Here is a 26,033-nt window from a genome sequence, read left to right as displayed (position 1 = left end):
CTTGCAACCTATACCCCATCAAAAAAAACGCCATCAGGCAGCCATCGCCGCGCCCTCTCGCTACAATGCCCGTCATGTCTTGCAGAGGTGCTTATGGTCAAAGCGATGGTGGTAGACGATCACCCGTTCATTCGGGCATCAGTCTCAATGCTCCTGCAGCAGGAAAACATCGAGGTGATCGCTCAGGCCGGCAACGGCGCGGACGCCGTGCAACGTGCCCGCGAACTCGCCCCGGACCTGATCATCCTCGACATCGCCATGCCCAGGCTTGATGGCCTGCAAGTCATCAGCCGGATCATGACCGACCAACCGCATTGCAAAATCGTAGTACTGACCTCGCAATTGCCGATCTTCTACGCCATGCGCTGCATGAAGGCCGGTGCCGCCGGCTATATCTCCAAAAATGACGACCTCGATGAACTGGTCAGGGCCATCAAGGCCGTCCTGACCGGCTACACCTTCTTTCCAAACCTGGCGAGCAGCTCAGTGCGGCGCAGTGATGCCCAGGCCACTGACCTTGAACTGATCCAGAGCCTGTCCGATCGAGAACTGACGATTTTGCAGCAACTGTCCAACGGCATGAGCAATAAGGAGATCGGCGAAGCCATGCTGCTGAGCAGCAAGACCATCAGCACCTACAAGACCCGCCTGATCGAAAAACTCAACGTGAAGTCCGTGGTGTACCTCGCCGATTTCGCCAAGCGCAATCAGTTGGTGTGAATGAGTCGGGCATGGGGTAAATGGCTGGCCGTGGTGCTGTTGTCGGGCACCGTTCATTGCGTATGGGCCGTAGCAGCGCCGGTGGAAAACCTGCGGTTGCTGGGGCGTTCCCAGGTCGATGGCTACCAGGTGGCGCTCGATGAGCCCGACCGGCAATGGCTGCGTGACAAGGGCGTATTGGTGTTGGGCGCTTCGGCACCGGACTACCCGCCGTTTGGCATCACTGGCACCGGGCGTGACTATGAAGGGCTGACGGCCGACTACGCGGCATTGCTCGCCGAGCTGCTGCAGGTGCGCATCGAGGTGCGGCGTTATCCGTCCCGGGCGGATGTGGTGCACGCGGTCCAGCAGGGCGAAGTTGACCTGCTCGGGACGTCCAACGACTTCGAGGCGGCGGACCCGCAGCTGGTGATGTCCAGCCCCTACGCCGAAGACCAGCCGACCCTCGTCACCCGCATCGGCGATAGCCAGAACGCCACGCCGGACCTGGCTGGAAAACAGGTGGCGATGCTTTACCACTACCTGCCGCCGGAAGCCGTCAAGGCGCACTTTCCCAACGCGCGTTTGCAACTCTATCCCTCGACCTTGAGCGCGATCGGTGCGGTAGCCTTCGGCACGGCTGACGTCTACCTGGGCGACTCCATCAGCGCCAACTACCTGATCAACAAAAATTACCTGAACAACGTGCAATTGGCGGCTTTTCTCGACACCAACGTCAACGACTTCGCCTTTACCGTGACCAGGGACAACCCGCGCCTGCTGCGCATCGTCAATGCGGCGCTGGCGGTGATTCCGGCGAGCGAGCAGGTGAGCATCCAGCGACGCTGGAGCGCGGGCGGGGCGAACATGAGCGGAGTGCATGTGTTGCAATTCAGCGCCGCCGAACGGCGCTGGATGGAGCAGCATCCCCACGTCAAGGTGGCCATAGACGAGAGTTTCCTGCCGGTGTCGTTTTACGGTCAGGACGGCAAGTTTCGCGGCCTGGGTGCCGATGTGCTGGCCAAGGTCGCGCTGCGCACCGGGTTGAAGTTCGACATTCAGCGCCTGCACACCGTCCCCAGACTGATCCGGCAGGTCGAATCCGGCCGGGCGGACCTGCTGATCAGCCTGACCCCCAGCGCGGAGCGCGAGAAGTCCTTGCGGTTTACCCGTCCCTACCTCAGCACGCCGTACGTGCTGGTCAGCCGAACGTCCGGCGGCAATCCCGCAACCCTGGACGAAATGGCCAACAAACGCCTGGCGGTGATTCTCGGCACGCCCGTGCGCGACCAGCTGATCGAGCAGTACCCAGGCATTCAATTGATTGATGCCGACAACGCCGAGCACGCCATGACCCTGGTGGCCAACGGTCAGGCCGATGCCGCAGTCAGCGCACTGATCTCCGCGCGCTACATGATTTCCCGGCAGTATCGCGACCGGCTGCGGATCACCAGCACGGTTGGCACCACTTCCGCCCGCTTGGGTTTCGCCACCGCCCGCGACGCCACAGAGCTGTATTCGATCCTCGACAAAACCCTGCTGAGTATTCCCCCCGACGAGCTGGACGAAGTGTCCAATCGCTGGGGCAGCGAAGTGGTGGTGGATGACAGCTATTGGCTACGGCATCGCGCGGCGATCATTCAGGGCTTTGCCCTGGCAGCCGTGTTGCTGTTGCTGGCACTGGGCTGGATCGCCTACCTGCGCCAGCTGATTGCCAAACGCAAGCAGGCGGAAGTGGCCCTCAGCGATCAGCTGGAATTCATGCGCGTGCTGATCGACGGCACGCCGCACCCGATCTACGTGCGCGACCGCCAGGCACGGCTGCTGATCTGCAATTCGGGTTACCTCGACGTGTTTGGCATCGAGCGCGACGAGGTGGTCGGCAAGACCGTGATCGAGGGTATGTTCAAGAACGTGCAGGAAGCGGCGGCCTACCATGAGAGTTATTTGCAGGTGATGAAGGACGGCCGGCCCCAGGTCCAGGATCGCCAGCTGACCCTGGGCGCCAACGTGCTGACCATCTACCACTGGATGCTGCCTTACCGTACCAGTAACGGTGAAGTGAGTGGTCTGATCGGGGGCTGGATCGATATCAGCGAGCGCCAGCGCCTGGTGCAGGCGCTGCGCGAAGCCAAGGACGACGCCGACGATGCGAACCGGGCGAAGACCACTTTTCTGGCCACGATGAGCCATGAGATCCGCACGCCAATGAACGCCGTGATCGGCATGCTGGAACTGGCAATGAAGAAGGCCGAGCAGGGGCTGACCGACCGTTTTGCCATCGAGGTGGCCTCAGGTGCCGCGCGCAGCCTGCTTGATCTGATCGGCGATATCCTGGATGTCTCGCGCATTGAGTCCGGACACTTGAGCCTGGCCCCGGAACGCGCCAACCTGGGTCAGCTGGTGATCGCCGTCACGCGTATTTTCGAGGGGCTGGCGCGACAGAAACACCTGCGCCTGAGCCTTGAGCTGGATGTTGCAGCCCATCGCGAGGTGCTGGTCGACCCGCTGCGCCTCAAGCAGATCATCTCCAATCTGTTGAGCAACGCCATCAAGTTCACCGAAGCTGGCGAGGTCCGTCTGCAAGTCAGGGTTCATCCAGGGGCAGACGAGCGTCTGACGCTGCAGCTGCAGGTTGCCGACACCGGCATCGGCATTAGCGATGAGGATCAGCAACGGTTGTTCAGCCCATTCACCCAGGCCAGCAATAATCGCCAGTCGGCGCGCAGCGGCTCGGGCCTCGGGCTGGTCATCAGCCGCACGTTGTGCGAGATGATGGGCGGCCAGCTGACGTTGCACAGCCATGTGGGGAAGGGCACCCGGGTCGACGTTGTCCTCGATCTGCCCACGCTGCAACCTCGGCATGAGCCAGCGCCGGTGCCGGTCGCACCGGCACCGGCGCATCGTGCGTTGAGTATCCTGATAGTCGACGATTACCCGGCGAACCGCTTGCTGCTGTCCCAGCAACTGAGCTACCTCGGCCACCGGGTGCGGGATGCCGAAGACGGCGCGCAGGGTTTGCGCGCATGGCGCAGCCAGCCTTTTGATGTGGTCATCAGCGACTGCAACATGCCGGTCATGACAGGCTACGAACTGGCCCGGGCGATCCGCCAGGAAGAGCGCGACAAGGGCCTCGCGCCCAGCCTCATCCTGGGATTTACCGCCAATGCACAAGCCGAGGAAAAGCAGCGCTGCCTGGATGCGGGAATGGATGACTGCCTGTTCAAGCCGATCAGCCTCGAGGACCTCGGCGCCCGGCTGTCGAGCCTCGCCCCGAGTGCCGAGCAGGCAGCCACCCCGCTCACGGACGAGATTGACTTGGCCGGGCTGCACCAGTTGACCCGGGGCGACGAGGCCTCCATCAAGCGCCTGCTGGATGACCTCGCGTCCAGCAACGATGACGATATGGCGCGGTTGATGCGGTTGTTCACGCAAAATGACGTGCCGGGGCTGGCGAACCTGGCTCACCGCATCAAGGGCGGTGCGCGAATCATCAAGGCTCAGGGGCTGATCGGCGCATGCGAGCGTCTGGAAACGGCTTGCGAGGTGGTGAACCCGGCGCAGTTAACCGAGGCCGTTGACGAGTTGCATCAGGCGATGGAGCGACTGGCGCAGCGGTTGGCGTGACCGCACTCAGACATCATCAGGAAACACTTGGGAAATTTCCTACAAGGTTTGGGGCGTTTCCTAAATATGATCCGCTGGATAATCGTCTTCCCTTCCAAGACGAGTCGAGATGACATGACCTGCCCGCCACCGCGCGTTCTGATACTCGAAGACCACGCCTTTCAACGTTCAGTGGCCGTGAGCATGTTCCGGCAGGCAGGCTGTCGCGAGGTGTTCGAAGCTTGCGACGGAGCGCAGGCGCTGGCCATCCTGCAGGAGGTGGGGCCGGTCGACATCGCCCTGTGCGATTTGCAGATGGAAGGCATGGACGGCCTGGAGTTCTTTCGCCGCCTGGGGGCCAGCGGGCAGGTCAGGTCGATCATCATCAGCAGTTCGCTCTCGGCAGACCTGCGGCGGGCGGTGCACCAGATCGTCTCCCTGCTGGGGCTCGAGTTACTGGGGGATGTCGGCAAACCACTGCACCCCCAGGCGCTGCGCGAGTTGCTCGACAAACACCCGAGCCATCGGCCGGTGACATACGCGCCGGCAACGCCGCTGCTTCTGGCCAGCGAGGAGGAGGTGAATGCAGCGCTCGCTCTAGGACAGATCCAGTCCTGGTACCAGCCCAAATTCCATCTGCACACCGGCCAGGTCTGCGGCGTCGAGGTGCTCAGCCGCTGGTTGCACCCACAAAGGGGCGTACTGTCGCCGGCGGTGTACCTGCCGATACTGGAGCGGAACGGGCAGATGGACCGGCTGCTGTTCGCCCAGCTGGAACAGGCGCTGATGCTGCAGCGGACCGCAGCAAGCCGCGGTTTTACCCTGAACATGGCGTTCAACCTGCAAAGCACGCAACTGGCCGACAGCGAACTGACGGCCAGCATCCGGCGTCTCTTGCTCCGCCATGGCATGCCGGGCTCCGGATTAACCTTCGAACTCACCGAAAGCGGTTTGCTGCAGGCCCCCGCCACCAGCCTGGAGAACCTGGTGCGCCTGCGAATGATGGGTTGCCGGCTGTCCATCGACGACTTCGGTGCCGGGTTCTCTTCATTGCAGCGCCTGTGTCAGCTGCCTTTCAACGAGATCAAGCTCGACGCCGAATTCGTCCGCGGCCTGGCGCACGAGCCGCGCTGTCGGGCAGCCATCACCAGCACCCTGGCGCTGGGGGACAGTCTGGGCATGTCGGTGGTCATCGAAGGCATCGAGACCGATGCGCAGCGCCTGCACCTGATGTCGCTCGGCTGTGTTCAGGGGCAGGGCTACTGGTTCGCACGCCCCATGAGTGGCGAGGATTTGCTGGCCTGGTTGCAGCTGCACGGCCAATCCCCAGGCGGTCGCTGATGGCGATGCGTAGACAAATGCAGTGGGAGTTTCGGAAAAGTCCTACATAAAGCACCGTCTCGCATGCGTAGCCTTGCGTCATCTCGAATTTGACACCCTGCTGGGGGCCTACTTTGTCGAACAAAGCCTTGCGTATCCTGATTGCCGACGAGCAGCATTTTCAGCGCATGAGAATCGAACGGCTGTTCAATCAGCTCGACTATTACCGGGTCGCACCGGTTCACAGCCTTGAGGAATTGCTGACGCTGGTCGAGTACGGTTGCGAGCCGTTCGACCTGGTGGTGATCAACGCTTCGATGGCAGGTGATGCCTTTAACCTGCTGGATTTCTTTCGTGACAATGCCCAGGTTCGCCACGCCTTCATCTATGAAGGCCAGCGTGCACGGCTGCCGCCGACTCCCGACGGTGAGCAGCAGAACATCCAGGTCAGCCACACATCCCTGCCGGATCTGGCTTCGATCAGCCGCCTGATGGCGCTGATCGATCGTCGCCTACCGTCCGCCGGGACAGGCATTTCTGTCAGGTAGGTCAATCGTCGTGTTTTGTACATGGAGTCGTGATGAAGTCAGCACTGATTGTGGACGATCATCCGGTGGTTCGCGCCGCAGTCAAAATAGTGCTCCAACAGGAAGGTTTTCAGCGGATTTACGAGGCCAGTTGCGGTAACGAGGTCATGGCGATGGTCCGCGAGCACCAACCGGACGTGGTGGTGCTGGATATTTCCCTGCCCGAGCTCGACGGGCTGGAAGTACTGGCAAGGCTTCACGACAGTGGCGAGCGATGCCCGGTGGTGGTCTTTTCCGCCCACGAGGCGATGCTCTTCCAGGACCGATGCATTCGCGCCGGTGCCGCAGCCTACGTCGCCAAGTCGAACGACCTGCAGCATTTGCACAAGGCCATACACGCGGTTACGGTCGGCTACACCTATTTTGCCCAGCTCTCGACCGCGGTTTCGCTCAGGGCATCGCAATGCAGTGAAAAGCAGCGGATAGATGTCCTGTCCAGTCGTGAACTGACCATCTGTCGCTACCTGGCCATGGGCATATCAAACAAGCAGATCGCCGAAAACCTGCACCTGAGCCACAAGACCGTGAGCACCTACAAGACGCGGCTGATTAAAAAACTCGACGTCAAATCGGCGGTCCACCTGCGGGATTTCGCCTTGCGCAACCGCTTGATCTGAGTGAACGTCTTGCTGCATGGGCGTCGCCTGGCAACAGGCATACAGCGCCTGGAAATCAGCCTCGCTCAGGTTTGAAGGCCCGTGCCCTAAGCAATATCCGCATGACTGAACTCCTCCCCAAGAAAATCAATCAACGCCCGCACCGACGGCAGCAAACCGCGACGTGACGGAAAAATCGCGTGGACGATTCCGCACTTTGGCGCCCATCCCGGCACCAGCTCCATCAGGTGCCCGGCAGCAATGTCGTCGCGCACCACCACGCTGGGCAAATGCGCCACGCCGACGCCTGCCAGCACCGCATGGCGCAAGGCCAACAAGTCGTCAGTGACCATGCGCGGCGCATGCCGGATCAACGCGCTGGCGCCCTCTGCGCCAAACAGCTCCCACTGGTAATCACGCTGCGCCGCGCCCCAGTGCACGCTCGGCAAGCCGCTGAGGTCTGCCGGGGTGGCAGGGGATGACAGGCGTTCGGCGAAGGCCGGGCTGCCCACCAGGCACTGAGTGCTGTTGCCCAGCACCTTCATCACCATGTCGGTATTTTCCAGTGGCGGGAAGCGCACGCGCAGGGCGATGTCGAAGCCCTCGTGAATCAGGTCGACCCGGCGGTTGGTGCTCTCGATGAACAGCTCGACCAGCGGGTACTTGAGCATGTAGCGGGTCAGCATCGGCCCGACCCAGGAATTGAGCAGGGCGGTAGGGCAGCTGATGCGCACCAGGCCCTGGGGTTCGGAGCGGTTGCGCTCGATCAGTTCGGCAGCACTCTCCGCTTCCACCCGCATGGCCAGGCAACGCTGGTAATAGGCCTGGCCGATTTCGGTCAGCGAACAATGCCGGCTGGTGCGATGCAGCAGACGTACACCCAGGCGCTCTTCAAGCTCGGCGATGCGCCGGCTGAGCTTGGACTTGGGCATGTCCAGCGCACGTCCGGCCGCAGCAAACCCACCATGCTCCACCACCTGGGTGAAGTAATAAAGGGTGTTGAGATCTTCCACCATCGTTCTCCAAATAGAACGCTATGACTGATTTTTGCAGTCTAGCGCACCAAAGGCTTCGGTTTTAAGCTTTATCCATCGCAGCAAACCACAGATTCGGAGGCCACATGAAAAACATCATCGGTATATACACCAGCCCGCGCGGTCATTGGGTCGGTGACGGTTTTCCGGTCCGCACGCTGTTTTCCTATGACAACCTGGGCAAGCACATCAGCCCGTTTTTGCTGCTGGATCACGCCGGTCCTGCTGAATTCAGCCCGACCACGGCGCGCCGCGGCGTTGGTCAGCATCCGCACCGCGGCTTCGAGACCGTGACGATCGTCTACAAGGGCGAAGTGGAACACCGTGATTCCACTGGCAGTGGCGGCAAAATCGGTCCGGGTGACGTGCAATGGATGACTGCGGCTTCGGGGATTCTCCATGAAGAGTTTCACTCCCAAGCCTTTGCCAAAAGCGGCGGCACCCTGGAAATGGTGCAGCTGTGGGTCAACCTGCCGGCCAGGGACAAAATGGCCGACGCCGGTTACCAGACGATTCTTGACGGCGACATCCCGGCCATCGCGCTGAAGAACGATGCCGGCAGCCTGCGCCTGATCGCCGGGGAATTCGACGGCCACACCGGCCCGGCGCGCACCTTTACCCCGATCGACGTCTGGGACCTGCGCCTCAAGGCGAGCAAGCCGCTGACCCTGGATCTGCACGAAGGCCGCAATACGGCGCTGGTGGTGTTGCGTGGCACGGTTCAGGTCAACGGCCAGGAACGGGTCCGAGAAGGCCAGCTTGTTCTGTTTGGCCGTGATGGTCACCAGCTCAGCCTGGAAGCCAATAGCGACGCGGTGGTGTTGCTGCTCAGCGGCGAGCCCATCGACGAACCCGTCGTCGGCCATGGTCCGTTCGTGATGAACAGCGAGCAGGAAATCCACCAGGCCTTTGCTGACTTTCAATCGGGCCGCTTCGGCCGGATGAGCGGTTGAACTCAATGCTGCACCGCTGTGGCGCGGCCGGGTCGTGTGACTACGCTTGCCTGACCGCGATGTAAACAAAAAAACCGAAATCACTGCGCCGGCTTGATCGGCATCGATAAATAGCGAGGATTACCCCATGACTACTTCCTACAAACGTCTCGACAAGGATAACGCCGCGGTTCTGTTGGTCGACCATCAAGCAGGCTTGCTGTCGCTGGTGCGCGACATTGATCCGGATCGTTTCAAGAACAATGTGCTGGCCCTGGCCGACCTGGCCAAGTACTTCAAGCTGCCGACCATCCTGACCACCAGCTTTGAAACCGGCCCGAACGGCCCGCTGGTGCCGGAGCTCAAGGCACTGTTCCCCGACGCGCCCTACATCGCTCGTCCTGGCCAGATCAATGCCTGGGACAATGAAGATTTCGTCAAGGCGATCAAGGCGACCGGCAAGAAGCAGTTGATCATCGCCGGTGTGGTGACCGAAGTCTGCGTGGCATTCCCGGCGCTGTCGGCCCTGGCTGAAGGCTTTGAAGTTTTCGTGGTGACCGACGCTTCCGGCACGTTCAACGAACTGACCCGGCAATCGGCCTGGGATCGCATGTCGTCCTCCGGCGCGCAGTTGATGACCTGGTTCGGCCTGGCCTGCGAGCTGCATCGCGACTGGCGCAACGACGTGGAAGGCCTGGCCACTCTGTTCTCCAACCACATCCCGGACTACCGCAACCTGATGACCAGCTACAACACGCTGACCAGCAAGTAAGCGCGCCCATCGCCCCTTGTAGGAGCTGGCGAAGGCTGCGATCTTTTAATCTTTCGAGATTCCAAAAGATCGCAAGCTTCGCCAGCTCCTGCAATGCGTGCGATGGTTGCGTAAATGAGTCCCTGCCGGAGCCGCTCGATGCTGTCATTGCTCACCGATCACCCGTTGTTCTGTGCGCTGGCCCTGATCCTCATCGACTTGGGGTTGTGGCGCCTGATCAGTGCCAATGGCAGCCAGTGGAAACTCGTGGCGCGGCTGGTGATCTTTTCGCTGTTCAGCGTCCTGCTGTTCAACGAAGGCTTGAACCCTCTGGAACCGGCGCCCTGGGCCGACAATGTGCCGTTGCACCTGGCCGCAACCGGCTTGCAAATCGGTTGGTGGCTGTTCGGCGCACGCACGCTCACGGTATTGATTGGCGCGGTGATGATGCAGCGGGTCGGGCACACCGGTCGCCTGCTTCAGGATCTGCTTGGGGCAGTGATTTTTCTCATCGCCATCATCGCCGCCCTGGCCTACGTGCTGGATTTGCCGGTCAAGGGTGTACTGGCCACCTCCGGCGCCCTGGCGATCATCGTCGGCCTGGCGTTGCAAAGCACCTTGAGCGACGTGTTTTCCGGGATCGTCCTCAACACCACCAAACCCTATCAACTCGATGACTGGATCTCCATTGACGGCACCGAAGGCCGGGTGACCGACATCGACTGGCGCGCCACACGCCTGCAGACCTCCCAGGGCAGCATGGCGGTGATTCCCAATTCGCTGGCGGCCAAGGCCAAGATCATCAATTTCAGCCGGCCAACTGACATGTTTGGCGTCTCCATCAGCCTGCAACTGAGCCCGCACGCGCGCCCGCAGAAAATCATCGATGCCCTGGAGCGAGCCATGCAGGGCTGCCGCTATTTGTTGGACAAACCTGCGCCGTGCGTCGCGCTCAAAGGCTCCAGTGCCGCCGGCGTGGAGTATGAGATCAGCGGCTTCGTGGCGTCTATGGAGCACAAGCGCATGGTGCGTAATCTGCTGTTCGACCTGGCGTTCCGCCATTTGCAGGCCTCGGGTGTAAGCCTGCTGTCGAGCGTCGAATCCAATGCGCCTGCCGGGCTGTCACGGCCACTGGCATTGCTGGACAGCTCGAGCATCTTCTCGACCCTGCGTCAGGAAGAAAAGGACACCTTCAGCCAGAACATGAAGCTGCAGAACTTCCGCGCCGGCGAACTGATCCTTCCGGCGGGTGAGGTCAGCGACCATCTGTTCATCATCGAATCCGGCGTGGTGTCGGTCGAGCTGAGCCGTGATGGCGTCAGGTTCGAGTCCGGGCGCATGGGGCCAGGTGAAGTAATCGGCGAAGGCGGGATACTCTCCGATACCGCGCTGCCGGCGGACTTCACCGCCAAGACCTTCTGCAGCCTGTACCGCATCGAAAAGGACTACCTGAAACCCTGCCTCGACGCGCGCCACGACATCAGCGAGGCCATGACGGCGCTGCTGGATTACCGCCTGGAAAAAGCCCGAACCCTGACCATGGAAACGCCCAAGGCGGTGGAGAAAAAAGGGTTCCTGCAATGGCTGCGGCGCCGCAGCGAAAGCTAACAGCGCTCTCGTTGCCTGTACTGATGCTAACACCCACAGTTGACCGTTCTCCCGTCACCCCGTCACTCTTGTGGGAGCGAGCCTGCTCGCGATGAGGCCATCACCGTCACCGCACACTCACCAATGGCCTACCCAAGTTCTGAAATATTGGCTATTTGAGCAACCCACCGAGGGGTTTAACGTAGCTCCACCTTCACTTGTTCCCGGAGCCCGTCATGAAACCTCGCATCGATTTCTACACCGCTTCCCCAGACGCACTCAAAGCCATGATCGCGCTGGAAACCGCCGTCTCGAAACTGCCGCTGGAAAAGACCCTGATCGAACTCGTCAAGCTACGTACCTCGCAAATCAACGGCTGCGCCTTCTGCCTGGACATGCACAGCGCCGATGCGCGCAAAGGCGGCGAAGCCGAGCGTCGCCTGTACACGCTGTCGGCCTGGCGTGAAACCCCGTTCTTCACCCCGCGCGAACGCGCCGCACTGGCCTGGACCGAGTCCCTGACCCTGCTCAGCCAGACCCATGCGCCGGATGAAGACTACGAACAACTGGCCGCCGAGTTCAGCGCCAAGGAAATGGTCGACCTGACGGTGGCGATTACCACGATCAACAGCTGGAACCGCCTGGCGGTAGGCTTTCGCAAGATGCCGCAGGACTGAGCAAATCAATGCCCATCCGCCGAAGGCGCTGCCGGCGGTTGCACCTTGCGCATCAAGGGCACCATCGCTGTCGCAATCACAAAACACAGCATGATCATTAAAAACGCATCCCCATACGTCTGCGTCTGCGCTTCCCGATACGTCAGCAGCCACAGTTGTCGCAGGCTCGCCGTAACACCTGCGTCACCACTCTGGCCCAAAGCGGCAAAGTTCTGGCCGACCTGGGACAGCCACTGATTCAGCGCCTCGTTAGTGCTGTTCAGATTCTCCGCCAGGCGCGTGAAGTGCAGGTTGGTGCGGTCGTTGAGGATGGTGGCGCAGGCGGCGATGCCGATGGCGCCGCCGAGGTTGCGCATCAGGTTGAACAGGCCCGAGGCGTGTTTGAGTCGTGCCGGGGCCAGGCCGCCGAGGGTCAGTGTCACGGCGGGGTGCACTGCCAGTTGCTGGGCGATGCCGCGCAGGGCCTGGGGCAGCATCAACTCCTTGGCGCCCCAGTCATGAGTGATCGGGCTGAAATCCCACATCGACAGCGCGAACAGGCCAAGGCCAGTCATCATGATCCAGCGCAGGTCGATACGGTTGGCGAGGAAGGCGTACAGCGGAATCGCCAGGACCTGGAACACGCCGGTGGAGAACACCGCCAGGCCGATATCCAGCGCGCCATAACCGCGCACCCGGCCGAGGAACAGGGGTGTCAGGTAGATGGTGGCGAACAGGCCGATGCCGGTGACGAACGAGAAGAAACATCCCAGGGCAAAGTTGCGGTCTTTCAGGGCGCGCAGGTCGACGATCGGGTTGGCCACGTGCAGGGTCCGGCCGATGAAGGCCAGGCCCGACAGGCCGCTGATCCAGGCAGTGGTGAGAATAGTGGAGTCGCTGAACCAGTTCCAGCGCGGGCCTTCTTCCAGGGTGTATTCCAGGCAGCCCAGGAACAGGGCGAGCAACAGCATGCTCAGGTAGTCGGCGCCCTTGAGCAGTGACAGTTCAGGCTGGTCGATTTTTACCAGCAGGGGCACGGCCACCGCAACGAATATTCCTGGAACCAGATTGATATAGAACAGCCAGTGCCAGGATGAAATGTCGGTGATGTAGCCGCCAATCACCGGGCCCAGCGTGGGGGCCAGGGACGCGACCGCGCCGATGGTCGCCGCCGCGATTACTCGTTGTTTGCCGGTGAAGAAAAAGAACGCGGTGGTAAACACCAGCGGGATCATCGAACCACCGAGAAATCCTTGCAGGGCACGGAAGGCGATCATGCTCTGGATGTTCCAGGCCAGGCCGCACAACAGGCTGGCCAGGGTGAAGCCCACCGCCGATGCGCTGAACAGCCAGCGTGTCGAGAACACCCGGGACAGCCAGCCCGACAACGGGATGACGATGATCTCGGCGATCAGGTAGCTGGTTTGCACCCAGGCAGTTTCGTCTGTTCCGGCGGACAGCCCCCCGCCAATGTCGCGCAATGACGCCGAAACGATCTGGATATCCAGCAAGGCGATGAACATGCCGATGCACATGCTGGCGAAGGCGAAGACCTTGGTCGCCGTGGTCATCCCGGCGGCATCGAACGGCGGCGCGGGGGCGGCGACGGCGCGGCTCATGGTGCGCTGGCCACGGCGGGTGCAGCGGGTTCGGCGCGGGTGTCCACTTCGGCCGTGACCGACAGCCCCGGGCGCAGATGGCCGAGCACGCCATCCGCCGGATCGAGCAGGATGCGCACCGGCACCCGCTGCACAATCTTGGTGAAGTTGCCGGTGGCGTTCTCCGGTGGCAGCACGCTGAACTGCGCACCGCTGGCCGGCGCCAGGCTGTCCAGGCGGCCGTGGAATTCACGGCCCGAGAGCACGTCCGCATGAATGATGACCCGTTGGCCAGGGATCATGTGCGCCAGTTGGTCTTCCTTGAAATTGGCATCCACCCACAGGCCGCTGGCGGGCACCACCGAGAGCAATTGCGAGCCGGCCTGGGCAAACGCGCCGACCCGCGCCCGGCGATTGCCGACCACGCCGTCCACGGGGGCTTTCAACTCGGTGTAGCCCACATCCAGCTGCGCCAGATCGCGCTCGGCCCGAGCCTGCATCAGGGCGGCGCGGGCTTGCTGCTTCTGGGTGGCGATGACGTTGAGCTGGCGTTGCGCGGCCAGCAGTTCGGCCTGGGCCCGGGCGCTCAACGCTTGCGCGGTCTTGTACGTGGCGTCGACGCGTTGGGCGCTTTCCACCGAGACCGCGTTGCTGCCAACCAGGCGTTTGTAGCGCACGTTGTCATCGCGCGAGCGCGCGGTTTCGGCGCTGGTCGCGTCAATGCCGGCGCGCGCCTGGCCGATCACGGCGTGCTGCAGTTGTTCGGTGGCGTCGAGATTGGCGAGCAACGCTTCTTCGGCCGCGACTGCGCCTTCGGCCTTGGCCAGGCTGGCGCGGTAGTCCCGGGAATCAAGACGGATCAGCACGTCACCGGCCTTGACCCTCTGGTTGTCGGTGACCAGCACCTCGTCAATGTAGCCCGCGACCTTGGGCCCGATCACCGTCACGTCTGCGCCGATGTAAGCATCGTCGGTTTCCTCGATGAAGCGGCCGCTGGTCCACCAGTGTGAAGTGTAAAAGACCGCCGCAATCAGCACCGCGATGACTGCACTCAGCAGCGCCAGGCGTTTGAACAGGGGAGACCTGGATTGTGCCTTCACAGCAACTTCTGGATCGGGGCTGGGCATGCTGGTCATGACGAAATACCTGTGGGGGGAGATATATTATTACGATCATAATATGACGCATGTAATATTTTCAGGCAATTCCTTTTTCGTACCGACCGTCAGAAGGGAGCAAGGACTGGATCTGGAGCGTATTCGCCATTCGAGAGCAGGCTCGCTCCCACAGGGTATTGGTGGTGGACGCAGCATTTGTGTTCGGCGCAGATCACTGTGGGAGCCGGGCTTGCCCACGATTGCGTCTGCACATTCAACATTGAGGTGACTGGGGAAGACAGTGGCTCCCACATTGGATATTCACCTGGCTAGGGCGCAGTGTGGGAGCCGTGCAAGAGGTGCTTAGACCCGCTCAAATATCGCTGCAATGCCCTGGCCGCCGCCAATGCACATCGTCACCAGCGCATACCGGCCGTTGATGCGGTGCAGCTCATGGATGGCCTTGGTCGCAATAATTGCCCCCGTCGCGCCTACAGGGTGCCCCAGCGCAATGCCCGAGCCATTTGGATTGACCTTGGCCGGATCAAGGCCGAGCTCCTGGCTGACGGCGCAAGCCTGGGCGGCGAAGGCGATGTTGGCCTCGACCACATCCATATCCTGCACTGAGAGCCCCGCACGCTTTAGCGCCAGGCGCGTTGCGGGGATGGGGCCCAGGCCCATGAGTTCGGGCTCGACACCCGCATGGGCATAGCTGACCAGGCGCGCCAGCGGGCGCAGGCTGTTGCGTTGCACCGCGTCCCCGGTGGCCATCACCAATGCCGCAGCGCCATCGTTCAACCCCGAAGCGTTGCCCGCCGTTACCGAACCGTCCTTCTTGAACGCCGGCTTCATCTGCGCCAGCTGTTCCAGGGTGGTCGCCCGAGGATGTTCGTCGACGTTGAACAGAATGGTTTCCTTGCGCCCCTGGATTTCTACTGTCGCGATCTGTTCGTTGAAATACCCGTTGGCAATGGCAAAGGCTGCGCGCTTTTGATCCTCCAGGGCGAGGGCGTCCTGCATTTCGCGGGTAATGCCGTTGCGCGCCGCGACGTTCTCGGCGGTGATGCCCATATGAATGCCGTGGAATGGGTCATGCAGGATACCCAGCATGTAGTCGACGGCCTGCACGTTGCCCATACGCGCACCCCAGCGCGCTGACGGCAGCAGGTATGGCCCGCGGCTCATGGACTCGGCACCGGCGCCGATGGCGATTTCGGCATCGCCGAGCAGCAACGTCTGGGCCGCGCTGATGATGGCTTGCAAACCAGAGCCGCACAGGCGATTGACGTTGTAGGCGGGCGTCTCCTTGGGGATGCCGGCGTTCATTGCCGCTACACGGGAAATGTAGGCGTCGCGGGTTTCGGTGGGGATCACGTTACCCATCACCAGATGGCCGACCTGCGCCGGATCGACGCCGGAGCGTTGCAGGGCGGCCTTGACCGCAGTGGTCGCCAGATCGGCCGGTGGCACGTCCTTGAGCGAACCGCCAAAAGTACCAATGGCGGTGCGGGCGGCGCTGACGACAAAAACTTCTGGAGTGTTCATGGGGGTGTTCCTTTCGACGGATTCTTTTCAGTGCTGCGATTGAGCAGGGCGCTCAGCGCTGTTTGCGCTTCCTGGGTGTTCAGGCGTTCGATAAACAGAAGGTTTTCCTGGCGGATCGTCGCTTGCAGTTCCGCCAGCGAGGCCTGCTTGAGCAATTGCCGGGACTGGCGCAATGCACCTTGCGGCAATGCCAGCAGACGTTGGGCCAGTTGCCGCGCGGCGGTCAGGCATTGCGGGCCGTCCTCGCACAGTTCGTTGGCCAGGCCCCACTGCACCGCGTCGGCGCCGCCCAGGGTTTCTCCCAGCAGCAGCAAACGAGCGGCGCGGGCGTGGCCAAGCAACCGCGGCAACAGCAGGGTGGCGCCGAATTCCGGGCACAGGCCGATGTTCACGAACGGCATGCGCAACTTGGCATTACGGCTGACCACCACCTGATCGCAGTGCAGCAGCAAGGTCGTGCCAATGCCAATGGCCGCGCCACATACCGCCGCGATCAACGGCGTTTGCAACTGGGTCACCACCCCCATCAGGCGAAATGCCGGGCTGTCCAGGTGAGTGGGCGGGTACTGCAGGAAATCCACCAGGTCATTGCCGCTGGTGAAACAGCTGTCGCCACCGGTGATGATGACCACGCCGATGGCCGGGTCCTCGTCTGCGGCCTGCAACAGGTCGGCGAGCTGCGTGTACATGGCGTTGTTCAGCGCGTTGAGCTTGTCGGGACGGTCAAACGTCAGCGTCAGTACGCCGGCGTCGCGGTCCTGTTTGATCAGATCGTTCATAAGCGACTCTGTGGTTCGATGCATCGGCCACTCTAAGCGCGGGACCTGCACCGGATCTATGACAAAACGGGTCAACGCACCTGCTTCTTTTTGCCATGTTGCAAGGCCGTGAGGTTGGCGACACACCCATTCGGGGTATGGTGCCGCCGCCCTGATCACTCGATAGTGGCTGCATCCGCTCATTTAGAACGCTTGAGAAGGTGAATTTGCCATGCGCAAGGCTTTCAAGTTGATGTTCAGTGTGATCCTGGTTCCTTTGTCACTCAATGTGCACGCCGCCGAAGTCGACGGTGCGAAAACGCTGCGGTTGTACAACTGGGCGGATTACATTGGCGAGAAAACCCTTTCCGACTTTGAAAAAGCCAGCGGCATCAAGGTCATCTACGACACCTTCGATGCCTACGAAACGGTCCAGGCAAAGCTGCTCACCGGACACTCCGGCTATGACCTGGTGGTGCTCAACGCGTCCCTCGCGCCGCCCCTGATCCAGGCGAAAGTATTCCAGCCGCTGGACAAGAAATTATTGCCGGGCTGGAACAACCTTGACCCCAAGGTGCTGCAGGACCTGCAGGGATTCGACGCCGGCACGCAGTATTCCGCGCCCTACACCTGGGGCAGCAACGGCATCACCTACAACGTCGACAAGATCAGGGAGCGCATGCCGGATGCGCCGATCGGCTCGCTGGCAATGATCTTCGATCCCAAGATTGTCTCGCGCTTCGCCGACTGCGGCGTGACCTTGGTGGATGCCCCGACCGAAGTGATTCCCCTGGCCCTGAAGTACCTCGGCCGCGACCCGCGCAGTGCCGCGCCGGCGGACCTGAAGGCCGCGCAGGAACTGCTGTTGTCAGTGCGCCCCTTCATTCGCAAGTTCGACTCTGTCAACTACCTGACCAGCCTGCCCAATGGCGATGTGTGCATGGCCATGACCTGGTCCGGCGACTACGCCACGGCCATGGCGCGCGCCGAGGAGGCCAAGCTGAAGATCAACCTGGCGTACTTCATCCCCAGGGAAGGTTCGCTGATCTGGTTCGACAACCTGTACATCCCGGCCGATGCGCCGCACGTCGCCAATGCGCACAAGTTCCTCGACTACCTGATGCAGCCTCAGGTGATGGCCGATGTCACCGATTACATCCACTACGCCAACAGCAACGCGGCTGCCACGCCCCTGGTGAACGCCGAAGTGCGCAACAACCTGGCGATTTATCCCGATGACGAGACCCGCGCGCGGCTGTTTCCACAGAAGACTCAGGACGCCAAGGACATGCGCGCGATGACGCGAGTCTGGAGCACGGTGAAAAGCGGGATTTGAGCGTTCAACTATTCGGTTCGAGGTTTTTCCTATGGCTACCCCAACTCAACACATTTTTTCCGCTGCTGAAGAGTCCCGGCTGGTCAAGGCCGATAAAGCCCACTACATGCACGGTTATCACATGTTCGACGAACACGCCGAGCAGGGCTCGCTGAACATCGTCGCTGGAGATGGCGCTTATATCTACGACACCCAGGGCAACCGTTTTCTCGATGCCGTGGGCGGCATGTGGTGCACCAACATTGGCCTGGGACGCGAAGAAATGGCCCTGGCGATAGCCGACCAGGTGCGCCAGCTGGCCTATTCAAACCCGTTCTGCGACATGTCCAACAACGTGGCTATCCAGCTCTGCGAGAAACTCGCCAGCCTGGCCCCGGGCGATCTCGACCACGTGTTCCTGACCACGGGCGGCTCGACCGCCGTGGACACCGCCTACCGGCTGATCCAGTACTACCAGAACTGCCGTGGCAAACCGGAAAAAAAGCACATCATTGCTCGCTACAACGCGTATCACGGCTCGACCACCCTGACCATGTCGATCGGTAACAAGGCCGCCGACCGCGTCCCGGAATTCGACTACGCCCACGAGCGTATTCACCACGTGTCCAACCCCAATCCGTATCGCGCACCGGACGGCATGGACGAAGCACAGTTCCTAGAGTTCCTGGTCAAGGAGTTCGAAGACAAGATCCTCGCCATCGGCGCCGACCAGGTGGCGGGTTTTTTTGCCGAGCCCATCATGGGCTCGGGCGGGGTGATCATTCCGCCCAAGGGCTACCTCAAGCGTATGTGGGAAGTCTGCCAACGCTACGACATCCTGTTCGTCGCCGACGAAGTGGTGACCTCGTTCGGACGGCTGGGCAAGTTTTTCGCCTCGTGGGATCTGTTCGACGTGCAACCAGACATCATCACCACCGCCAAGGGCCTGACGTCGGCTTACCTGCCGCTGGGCGCCTGCATTTTTTCCGAGCGCATCTGGAAGGTTATCGCCGAGCCGGGCAAGGGCCGTTGCTTCAGTCACGGTTTCACTTACAGCGGGCATCCGGTGTGCTGTACCGCTGCGCTGAAGAACATCGAAATCATCGAGCGCGAACAGCTGCTGGAGCACGTCGATGCAGTCGGCACGTATCTGGAAGAACGCCTGGCGACCCTCGGCGACCTGCCGCTGGTTGGAGATGTGCGCTGCCAGAAGTTCATGGCCTGCGTCGAGTTCGTGGCTGACAAGCGCAGCAAGGCGTTGTTTGCCGACGAGATCAACATTGGCGAGAGGATTCATTCCCGGGCGCAGTCGAAGGGCTTGCTGGTACGCCCGATCATGCACCTCAATGTCATGTCGCCGCCGTTGATCCTGACCTGCGCCCAGGTCGATGAAATCGTCGAGACCCTGCGCGAGTGTATTCTTGAGGTGGCGGCCGAGCTCCAGGCGAGCGGGCAGTACCAGGGCCAATGATGGCGTCGAACAGGCTGTTACCAGGAACCCGCTCACCCGCTAGACTGCGGGGCATGAGCAAACCAGACGACGATACGCTGATCGCATTGCCCTTCGGGGCCCTGCACAAATGGCACGGGCAAATGCGCGAGGCGTTTGCGCATGTGGACGCACCTGATGCACTGGCTGACCTGGCGTCGGCCCTGGAGCATCTGGTGGGTATCGAGTCGGTGATGATCAGCCTGGAGCACCGCGATCGGCCACCTCAGCTGTTGTATCAGCGCGGCATCGCCCAGCAGTACCAGGTGTCGATTCTCGATCGCTATTTCTCCGGCGGGTATTTGCTAGATCCTTTCTGCCTGGCAGTGGAGCAAGGCCTGGCGCAGGGCTTTTACCACTTGGAGGAAATCGCGCCGGATGACTTTTTCGACAGTGAGTATTACCGCACCTATTACCTGAAGGCGGGGTGCTCGGAAGACAGTTATTACATTGTCGATACCGGCAATGACACGAAGATTTCGGTGAGCCTGTTCCAGGGTTTCGGTGGCGAATGCCTGCGGGGTGAGCAGTTGAATTTGCTGCGCGCGGTCGAACCGCTGGTGTGTGAGTTCATCAGTGAGTTCAGCCAGCGTGGCATGCAGCGCATCACGGCCGTCCAGAGGCCGCAGGATGCTGCAGCAGGAGACAATCTCAAGCAACGCGTGCAGTGGGCCTTCGAGCATTTCGGCGGCAACGTGCTGACCGAACGCGAGCGCGAAGTGGCGCACATGGTGCTCAGGGGGCACTCGGTGAAGTCCACGGCGAGCGAACTTGGCATATCCCCGGAGACAGTGCGCATGCATCGCAAGAATCTGTACTTGAAGCTGGAAGTGGGGTCGCAGTCGGAGTTGTTTGCGTTGTTTATCGATTGGCTGCGCCAGCATTGAAATTCAAGAGATCGCAGCCTTCGGCAGCTCCTGCATGGAAATGCGTTCGCCCTGTAGAAGTTGCCGAAGGCTACGATCTTTTGATCTTTTGCGTCACTCCTCGCGCTTAACCACCAAGGTCAGAATGTCATAGCTGGCCACCAGCTCACCCAGCTGGTTGGTCACTTCCACATCCCAGGCCACCACCCCCTGCGGGATACCCTGCGGGCTCTTCTTGCCCTGATCGATCTTGCGTTTGCAGGTCAGGCGCGCCTGGATCGTGTCACCGATTCCCACCGGGGTGATAAAGCGCAAGGTGTCCAGCCCGTAGTTGGCCAGCACCGGCCCCGGTGCTGGGGAGACGAACAGGCCGGCCGCTGCCGACAGCACGAAGTAACCGTGGGCAATACGTTTGCCGAATTGCGACTCCTTGGCCGCGATGTCGTCGAAATGCATGTAGAAGTGATCGCCGGACAGGCATCCGAAGTTCACCAGGTCTGCTTCGGTCACAGTGCGACGATGAGTCAGCAGCGACTCGCCGATCTGCAGGTCCTGGAAGAACCGGCGGAATGGATGCACTTCAGTTTCGATCACCTTGGCGCCTCGCACGTGCTCACCGGTAACGGCCGCCAGCATGGTCGGCGAACCCTGTACGGCGGCGCGTTGCAGGTAGTGCTTCACGGCACGCAGGCCACCCAGTTCTTCACCGCCGCCAGCCCGGCCCGGACCACCGTGCTTGAGTTGCGGCAGCGGCGAGCCGTGGCCGGTGGATTCAGCCGCGGATTCGCGGTCCAGCACCAGCAGGCGACCATGCCAGGCCGCTGCCACGGGAATAGCCTTGGCGGCAATTTTCGGGTCCTTGGTGATCAGGCTGGCGACCAGGCTGCCCTTGCCGCGAGCCGCCAGCACCAGGGCTTCGTCCAGGTCGTCGTAGGCCATCAGGGTGCTGACCGGGCCGAAGGCTTCTATATCGTGAGCGCCACCTTCTGCATGAGGATCACGGGACCGCAGCAGGGTCGGAGCGAAAAACGCGCCCTGGCTGACGTTTTGCCCGCGCGGTTCAAACCCATCACTGGCCCCGAAGAGCAGGTCACTGCTTTGCAGCAGGCTGTCCAGACGCTCGGTGACGTCTTTGTGCTGATCGTGGGAAGCCAGCGCACCCATGCGCACACCTTCCACCGACGGGTCGCCGACCACGACTTTGCGCAGGCGCTCGCGCAGGCGGGTAGCCACGGCATCGATGTGTGTGGCCGGCACGATCGCCCGGCGAATGGCGGTGCATTTCTGCCCGGCCTTGGTGGTCATCTCCCGGGCGACTTCCTTGATGAACAGTTCGAACTCTTCATCATCCGGCGTGACATCAGGGGCCAGAATCGCGCAGTTCAGCGAGTCGGCCTCGGCATTGAACGGCACCGAGTTGCGGATCAGGTTCGGATTGACCCGTAGCTTCGCGGCGGTGTCGGCCGACCCGGTGAAGGTCACCACGTCCTGGCCCTGCAGGCGGTCGAGCAGGTCACCGGTGCCGCCAATGACCAGTTGCAGGCTGCCGGCCGGGAGCAAGCCGGACTCGTCCATCAGGCGCACCACGGCTTCGGTCAGGTAGCTGGTGGCGCTGGCTGGTTTGACGATGCACGGCATGCCGGCCAGGAAGCTTGGGGCGAACTTTTCCAGCATGCCCCAGATCGGGAAGTTGAACGCATTGATGTGTACTGCCAGGCCGCCGCGCGGGACCAGGATGTGCGTGCCGGCGAAGCTGCCCAGCTTGCTCAGTTGCAGCGCCGGGCCTTCGTGGACGATGTTGCCCGACGGTAACTCCCGGGAGCCGAGGCTGGCGTAGGTGAACAGCGTGCTGTTGCCACCTTCGATATCGATCCAGCTGTCGGCGCGGGTGGCGCCGCTGTGATGGGAGATGGCATAGAGCTGTTCCTTGCGCTCGCTGAGGTACAAGGCCAGGGCCTTCAACCGCTGGGCGCGCTGCTGGAAATCCAGCGCCAGCAACCCGCTGACGCCCTGGCGGCGACCGTGCTCAATGGCTTCGGCGAAGTCCGGGCGTTCCTCATGAGTGCGGGCAATTTCATGGCCATCTATGGCGCTGCGCAGCACCTGGGCACCGTGTTGGCCGATCCAGCGACCGGCGATGAAACTTTGCAGGGTAGGGGCGTGAGGCATCACGATTCCTCCAGGTTGTGAAAAGTGTGGGCGCGACCGAGACCGTGCCATTGAGGGATTACCAAAGTGTCAGGGTGTAACCGACGATCAGCCGGTTTTCGTCGAGGTCGGTGGTCAACCCATTGCCGGAGCGGAAGGTGACGTTGCGCCAGCGCAGGCTGACGTTCTTGAACACGCCACTCTGGATCACGTAACTGAGGTCGGTATCGCGTTCGCGCTCGCGACCGTTGTCGACGCTGCCGGCCTTGACGTGGTTGCCGTCGGTATAACGGGTCATGAACGTCAGGCCGGGAATGCCTTGCGCGGCGAAGTCGTAGTCGTAGCGCAGCTGCCAGGAGTCCTCGTCGGCGCGGGTGTAGGTGTTGTAAGTCACCAGGTTGACCACGTAGGGGTCGCCGCCGTTGAGGAACGCAAAGGCGCTGTCACCGGACAGTTGCTGGTAGCTTGCACTGACCTTGTGGGCACCATGGGCCACGGTGAACATGCTGTTGAAGTTGCGGTTGTCGATGCGCCCGGCACGCTCGGCGCCATCACCCCGGCTGTCGAAATAGCGAATGTCGCTGCGCAGGTTAAAACCTTTGCCCAGCGGCTGGGTATGCACCAGCCCGACGAACTGCTGGCGGTAAATCTGCTCGAGCTTGCCGTAGTAGTAGCTCAGGTTCAGTTGGGGGCTGAAGGCGTAGGTGCCGCCGGCAAAATCGAAGTGATCACTGCTGGCGGCACCGTAGCCGATATCATCATTGCTTGAGGAATCTCGCAGGTTGGCCCGGGTCAGGCGCCCGGCGTTAAGCGTCAGGTCGCTGATCTCCTGGCTGCTCAGCAAGCCACCCTCGAAGGTCGACCCCAGCAGCCGGGTGTCGTTGTAGGTCACCACCGGCAGCATGGGCTGCAGAGTGCCCAGCTTCAAAACGCTTTTGGACACGCGCAGCTTTGCGGTCAGCCCCAGTTCGCTGAACTCATCAGCCGGTTCATGGCTGTTCGGGCCGAAGGGCAACAGCCCGGTGCCCCGGCGATCAGCGCTGGAATCGAGTTTCAGCCCAAGCTCCGCGAGTGCGTCGAGGCCGAAGCCGAATGTGCCGTCGGTGAATCCCGACTCGACGCGCGCCGTAAAGCCCTGGGCCCATTCCTCGGCCTTGGACTGCGGCGCGTTGTCCTGACGGAAATCGCGATTGATATAGTGGTTGCGCATTTCAATACGGGCCTTGCTGTCGTCGATGAAGTCGGCCATGGCGCAGGGTGCGAGCAGTGGCAGACTTAATGCGGCGGCTAACGAAAACAGTGATTCGTAAGGTGCGGTGCGTGCGGGCTTCATTATTTTTATTCCCTGCCATCGGATCGTCGTTGGTTAGTGCTTGCTGGCGCCGGAGGCACCGATGCCGGTCATCGAACGGATGAACTGCGCCAGATAACGGCCACGCTCAAGAGCGGCACGGGGCGAGCTGTCGGTGACGGAAAACACCCAGGCACTTAAAAAAGCCAGGCTCATGGAGAACAGTGCCGGGTTGGAATAAGGGAACAGCGCCTTTTCGTAATGCAGCACGTTGACCCACACCGCCGGGCTCAGCACCAACAGGACAATCGCCGAGATCAGGCCCGCCAGGCTACCGGTCACTGCGCCGCGAGTGGTCAGGCCCTTCCAGTACATCGAGAGGAACAGCACCGGGAAATTCACCGAAGCCGCGATGGCCAGCACCAGGCCGGAGAGGAAGGCGATATTCTGCGATTCGAACAACAGGCCGAGGATGATCGCCAGCACGCCGATGCACAGCGTGGCGATTCGCGACACGCGGATCTCCTGCTGCTCGGTGGCCTGGCCCTTGCGCATCACGCAGGCATACAGGTCGTGGGACACCGCCGAGGCGCCGGACAGCGCCAAACCGGCGACGACGGCCAGGATGGTGGCAAAGGCGACGGCCGAGATGAAGCCGAGGAACAGATTGCCGCCCACTGCTTGCGCCAGGTGCACGGCGATCATGTTGCCGCCGCCGATGATCGCGCCGCTGGCATCGCGGAACGCCGGGTCGGTGCCGACCATGACAATCGCGCCGAAGCCGACAATGATCAGCAGCAGATAGAAATAGCCGATGAAACCGGTGGCGTAGAACACGCTTTTACGCGCTTCCTTGGCATCGCTGACGGTGAAGAAGCGCATCAGGATATGCGGCAGGCCAGCCGTGCCGAACATCATGCCCAGCCCCAGCGATATCGCATCGATCGGGTTCGACAGCAAACCGCCAGGGGCCATGATGGCGTTGCCCTTGGCGTGCACGGCGGTGGCGCCAGCGAACATCGCTTCGGTGCTGAAACCGAAATGCTTGAGCACCATGAAGGCCATGAAGGTGGTGCCGAACAACAGCATCACCGCTTTGATGATCTGTACCCAGGTGGTGGCGAGCATGCCGCCGAAGGTCACGTAGAACACCATCAACACGCCGACCAGCATCACCGCGTACAGGTAATCGATGCCGAACAGCAACTCGATCAGCTTGCCGGCACCGACCATCTGCGCCACCAGGTACATCAGCGCAACGGTCAGGGTGCCGAAGGCCGAGGTCAGGCGCACAGGGGTTTGTTCCAGTCGGTAGGAGACCACGTCGGCGAAAGTGTATTTGCCCAGGTTGCGCAGGCGTTCGGCAATCAGGAACAGAATAATTGGCCAGCCTGCCAACACGCCCAGCGCGTACAGAAGACCGTCATACCCGTTGAGGAACATCATCGCCGAGATGCCGAGGAAGGATGCTGCGGAGATCATGTCGCCGGCAATCGCCAGGCCGTTCTGGAAACCGGTCATGCCACCGCCGGCCGTGTAGAAATCACTGGCGGACCGGGTGCGCAACGCCGCCCAGCGGGTAACGCCGAGGGTGAACAGGACGAACACCAGGAACATGCCGATGGCGTTCCAGTTCAGTGGGCGGGAGGCGCCGTCGGCCGCGGCGGCAAAGTCCGCGACAAAGGCCAGGGGAAGCAGCAGTAACCCGCAAAGGCGGCTCATCGGGCGCACTCCTGTTTCAGCTTTTCGTTCAGTGGATCGATCACGTTGTTGGCGCGATAGACGTAGAAACCGGTCAGTGCGAATGCCAGTAACACGATCACCACACCCACCAGCATGCCCACGCTGGTCACGCCGCCGCTCAAGGATTGGCCGAGGGTGCTGGGGGAGAACGCTACCAGCAGGACGAAGCCGAAATAGATCACCAGCATGATCAGCGACAGTGACCAGTAGAGGTTCTGTTTACGGCGGACCAGCTGGATGAAATCGGGGTGTTGGCGGATGAGTTCTACGTCTGTGGGGGTCATGGCGCGCTCTCTGTTGTTGTTTTTGTTGTGGGTGAAGCAAAGTCACAGGTGCCCCCCTGTAGGGGCGAGCTTGCTCGCGATGGTCGTTAACGATTACGCGTGCTTCCTGAATAAACGCGTTGCTCTCGGGT

21 protein-coding genes are annotated in these 26,033 nt (G+C 61.6%); 12 read left to right on the top strand and 9 right to left on the bottom strand.

Annotation, left to right across the window (positions count from 1 at the left end; translation table 11 throughout):
- Positions 1–93 precede the first annotated feature (93 nt).
- From EQV97_RS14975 to EQV97_RS14955, 5 genes are all read left to right on the top strand, one after another.
- Positions 94–720, top strand: coding sequence for a response regulator transcription factor (locus tag EQV97_RS14975; RefSeq protein ID WP_122838685.1), 627 nt, complete (start codon positions 94–96; stop codon positions 718–720).
- Complete coding sequence (locus tag EQV97_RS14970; protein WP_240889166.1) at positions 721–4,326, top strand: transporter substrate-binding domain-containing protein; 3,606 nt, start codon at positions 721–723, stop codon at positions 4,324–4,326.
- A gap of 114 nt (positions 4,327–4,440) precedes the next feature.
- Positions 4,441–5,646, top strand: a complete 1,206-nt coding sequence (locus EQV97_RS14965; RefSeq protein ID WP_122838687.1) for an EAL domain-containing response regulator — start codon at positions 4,441–4,443, stop codon at positions 5,644–5,646.
- 113 nt (positions 5,647–5,759) lie between these two features.
- A complete protein-coding gene (locus EQV97_RS14960; RefSeq protein ID WP_122838688.1) occupies positions 5,760–6,173 on the top strand; it encodes a response regulator in 414 nt (137 codons plus the stop codon).
- Positions 6,174–6,205: 32 nt separating this feature from the next.
- Complete coding sequence (locus EQV97_RS14955) at positions 6,206–6,829, top strand: response regulator transcription factor (protein WP_122838689.1); 624 nt, start codon at positions 6,206–6,208, stop codon at positions 6,827–6,829.
- Positions 6,830–6,915: 86 nt separating this feature from the next.
- Here EQV97_RS14955 and EQV97_RS14950 read toward each other — a convergent pair whose 3' ends face one another.
- Positions 6,916–7,824 (bottom strand): LysR substrate-binding domain-containing protein, encoded by a 909-nt coding sequence (locus EQV97_RS14950; RefSeq protein WP_122838690.1) that lies wholly within the window; start codon positions 7,822–7,824, stop codon positions 6,916–6,918.
- A gap of 104 nt (positions 7,825–7,928) precedes the next feature.
- Here EQV97_RS14950 and EQV97_RS14945 point away from each other — a divergent pair, with 104 nt between their 5' ends.
- The 4 genes from EQV97_RS14945 to EQV97_RS14930 all read left to right on the top strand — a co-directional run bounded on the left by EQV97_RS14945 (position 7,929) and on the right by EQV97_RS14930 (position 11,789).
- A complete protein-coding gene (locus tag EQV97_RS14945; protein WP_122838691.1) occupies positions 7,929–8,795 on the top strand; it encodes a pirin family protein in 867 nt (288 codons plus the stop codon).
- Positions 8,796–8,922: 127 nt separating this feature from the next.
- Positions 8,923–9,546, top strand: a complete 624-nt coding sequence (gene ycaC, locus EQV97_RS14940; RefSeq protein WP_122838692.1) for an isochorismate family cysteine hydrolase YcaC — start codon at positions 8,923–8,925, stop codon at positions 9,544–9,546.
- A 138-nt stretch (positions 9,547–9,684) separates the two neighbouring features.
- Positions 9,685–11,133, top strand: a complete 1,449-nt coding sequence (locus tag EQV97_RS14935) for a mechanosensitive ion channel domain-containing protein (RefSeq protein ID WP_240889165.1) — start codon at positions 9,685–9,687, stop codon at positions 11,131–11,133.
- Between the two features lie 215 nt (positions 11,134–11,348).
- Positions 11,349–11,789: a carboxymuconolactone decarboxylase family protein gene (locus EQV97_RS14930; protein WP_122838694.1), complete on the top strand. Its 441-nt coding sequence runs from the start codon at positions 11,349–11,351 to the stop codon at positions 11,787–11,789.
- Between the two features lie 5 nt (positions 11,790–11,794).
- Here the strand turns inward: EQV97_RS14930 and EQV97_RS14925 are convergent, their stop codons facing one another.
- From EQV97_RS14925 to EQV97_RS14910, 4 genes are all read right to left on the bottom strand, one after another.
- A complete protein-coding gene (locus tag EQV97_RS14925) occupies positions 11,795–13,387 on the bottom strand; it encodes a DHA2 family efflux MFS transporter permease subunit (protein WP_240889164.1) in 1,593 nt (530 codons plus the stop codon).
- On the bottom strand, positions 13,384–14,502 hold the full coding sequence (locus EQV97_RS14920) for an HlyD family secretion protein (protein WP_240889163.1): 1,119 nt from the start codon (positions 14,500–14,502) through the stop codon (positions 13,384–13,386). The genes EQV97_RS14925 and EQV97_RS14920 overlap by 4 nt, the downstream gene beginning before the upstream one ends.
- 324 nt (positions 14,503–14,826) lie before the next feature.
- The gene (locus EQV97_RS14915) at positions 14,827–16,008 is read right to left on the bottom strand and encodes an acetyl-CoA C-acyltransferase family protein (protein ID WP_045062634.1); all 1,182 of its coding nucleotides are present in this window, start codon (positions 16,006–16,008) and stop codon (positions 14,827–14,829) included.
- Positions 16,005–16,787, bottom strand: a complete 783-nt coding sequence (locus EQV97_RS14910; protein WP_201146895.1) for an enoyl-CoA hydratase — start codon at positions 16,785–16,787, stop codon at positions 16,005–16,007. The genes EQV97_RS14915 and EQV97_RS14910 overlap by 4 nt, the downstream gene beginning before the upstream one ends.
- A 211-nt stretch (positions 16,788–16,998) precedes the next feature.
- Here EQV97_RS14910 and EQV97_RS14905 point away from each other — a divergent pair, with 211 nt between their 5' ends.
- From EQV97_RS14905 to EQV97_RS14895, 3 genes are read left to right on the top strand one after another with little or no spacing between them, the layout of a single operon-like run.
- Positions 16,999–18,102 (top strand): polyamine ABC transporter substrate-binding protein, encoded by a 1,104-nt coding sequence (locus EQV97_RS14905; RefSeq protein ID WP_045062637.1) that lies wholly within the window; start codon positions 16,999–17,001, stop codon positions 18,100–18,102.
- Between the two features lie 31 nt (positions 18,103–18,133).
- The gene (locus EQV97_RS14900; protein WP_240889162.1) at positions 18,134–19,552 is read left to right on the top strand and encodes an aminotransferase; all 1,419 of its coding nucleotides are present in this window, start codon (positions 18,134–18,136) and stop codon (positions 19,550–19,552) included.
- The gene (locus EQV97_RS14895) at positions 19,549–20,457 is read left to right on the top strand and encodes a helix-turn-helix transcriptional regulator (RefSeq protein ID WP_240889161.1); all 909 of its coding nucleotides are present in this window, start codon (positions 19,549–19,551) and stop codon (positions 20,455–20,457) included. Before EQV97_RS14900 ends, EQV97_RS14895 begins: the two co-directional genes overlap by 4 nt.
- Before the next feature lie 93 nt (positions 20,458–20,550).
- Here EQV97_RS14895 and paaZ read toward each other — a convergent pair whose 3' ends face one another.
- From paaZ to EQV97_RS14875, 4 genes are read right to left on the bottom strand one after another with little or no spacing between them, the layout of a single operon-like run.
- The gene (paaZ, locus tag EQV97_RS14890; protein ID WP_122838700.1) at positions 20,551–22,605 is read right to left on the bottom strand and encodes a phenylacetic acid degradation bifunctional protein PaaZ; all 2,055 of its coding nucleotides are present in this window, start codon (positions 22,603–22,605) and stop codon (positions 20,551–20,553) included.
- 58 nt (positions 22,606–22,663) lie between these two features.
- Entirely contained in the window at positions 22,664–23,917 is a 1,254-nt protein-coding gene (locus EQV97_RS14885) for an OprD family porin (RefSeq protein WP_240889160.1), read from the bottom strand.
- Between the two features lie 33 nt (positions 23,918–23,950).
- Positions 23,951–25,597, bottom strand: a complete 1,647-nt coding sequence (locus EQV97_RS14880; RefSeq protein WP_205895987.1) for a cation acetate symporter — start codon at positions 25,595–25,597, stop codon at positions 23,951–23,953.
- On the bottom strand, positions 25,594–25,902 hold the full coding sequence (locus EQV97_RS14875; RefSeq protein WP_122838702.1) for a DUF485 domain-containing protein: 309 nt from the start codon (positions 25,900–25,902) through the stop codon (positions 25,594–25,596). The genes EQV97_RS14880 and EQV97_RS14875 overlap by 4 nt, the downstream gene beginning before the upstream one ends.
- Positions 25,903–26,033 lie beyond the last annotated feature (131 nt).

It is taken from the genome of Pseudomonas sp. TMW22090 (assembly GCF_022496665.1).
In the GTDB taxonomy this organism is placed as follows: Bacteria; Pseudomonadota; Gammaproteobacteria; order Pseudomonadales; family Pseudomonadaceae; genus Aquipseudomonas; species Aquipseudomonas gregormendelii.
Note: the sequence above shows the minus strand (reverse complement) of the source record. Positions and strands in the feature narration are given on the sequence as shown.